At 36.5% G+C, this 1,204-nt stretch carries 2 protein-coding genes; both read right to left on the minus strand.

Annotated features, from left to right (window positions below):
- On the minus strand, window positions 1–535 hold a 535-nt coding region (locus A1D25_RS05050; RefSeq protein WP_205420579.1), incomplete at its 3' end, for a DNA translocase FtsK 4TM domain-containing protein.
- A gap of 9 nt (window positions 536–544) precedes the next feature.
- A complete protein-coding gene (gene lrp / locus A1D25_RS05055) occupies window positions 545–1,027 on the minus strand; it encodes a leucine-responsive transcriptional regulator Lrp (RefSeq protein ID WP_157394610.1) in 483 nt (160 codons plus the stop codon).
- Between the last annotated feature and the right edge of the window lie 177 nt (window positions 1,028–1,204).

A 1,204-nucleotide genomic window follows, 5' to 3' on the forward strand; every position in this document is an offset into this window, starting at 1 on the left:
AACGGTTAAATAATTGAAGTAACACCTGCCCTGAACAGAAATAAAACCCTAGAACAGTTAAAATTAGGCCGATTAGTAATACTCCAAACTGCCCGAGCGTTGCACCAACACTAGTAAATAATACGCCACCAATAAAACCGCCAGCTAAATAGTAAGCTGAATTTGACAATAGCACGTTAGCAATTCCAGCAATCCCAACCATAAAGCAGAGAAAACTTAGTGTCCATAGTCCAATATGACGAAGTTCGAGACCAGAAGATAAACGCCCAAGTAATAAGTAACAAGGCACACCAAACAAAGCAAAAGGAACGATAAAAGCGACTTTACCAAACATTGCAAATAATACGTCAATAAGCCAAGCCCCTAAAAAACCGGTTTTATTTAAGGTATTTTCCGTTACACTACTTGCTACCGACCACGCATTATCAAGCGGACTATAACTTGCCCACGCAATAATTAAATAAATACCTAGCGTTGCCATTAGTAATAGCACAAATTTAACAATATTATCTTTCCCTTTTAAACGCTGAATCACAATAAGTCCTTATTTTAATAACAAATAATTCGTTTGCTTCACTTCTTCCATTACCACATAGGTGCGAGTATCGTTTACCCCAGGTAAACGCAGTAAAGTAGTACCTAACAATTTACGATAAGCTGCCATATCGGCTACTCGTGTTTTGAGCAGGTAGTCAAAATCCCCTGAAACCAAATGACATTCTTGAATTTCATCGAGTTGCTGTACAGCAATATTAAACTCTTCAAATACATCAGGTTTACCACGAATTAGGGTAATTTCAACAATAACCAACAAAGGAGCTTCCAATAACTCAGGGTTAAGTAAAGCACGATAACCCATTATGACATTTTGTTTTTCCAAACGTTTCACACGTTCCAAACAAGGCGTTGGAGAAAGCCCTACTCGTTTAGATAGTTCGATATTAGAAATTTTACCATTACGTTGTAATTCATTAAGAATTTTTAAATCAATGGCATCAAGCGCTTTAGGCAGTTTTTTATTTTCCATTTTTTCTCCTTTTTAGCGTTTTGTTCTACTTTTTTCGCTTTTTATTCTGCTCGAACCATTCTACCGAGTTATGTTTATCAGGTCTAAAATTATTTGCAAAAAAATAAAAAAATCCGACCGCTTGTGCGATCGGATCTCTCAACAAATGAAAAACTAACCAGCGACTGCAGGTAAAAT

It is taken from the genome of Ursidibacter arcticus (genome assembly GCF_009761375.1).
GTDB classification, from domain to species: Bacteria; Pseudomonadota; Gammaproteobacteria; order Enterobacterales; family Pasteurellaceae; genus Ursidibacter; species Ursidibacter arcticus.

Excerpts from the sequence above, each read along its gene's own strand:
- lrp (WP_157394610.1), bottom strand. The coding sequence starts at position 1,027 with ATGGAAAATAAAAAACTGCCTAAAGCGCTTGATGCCATTGATTTAAAA.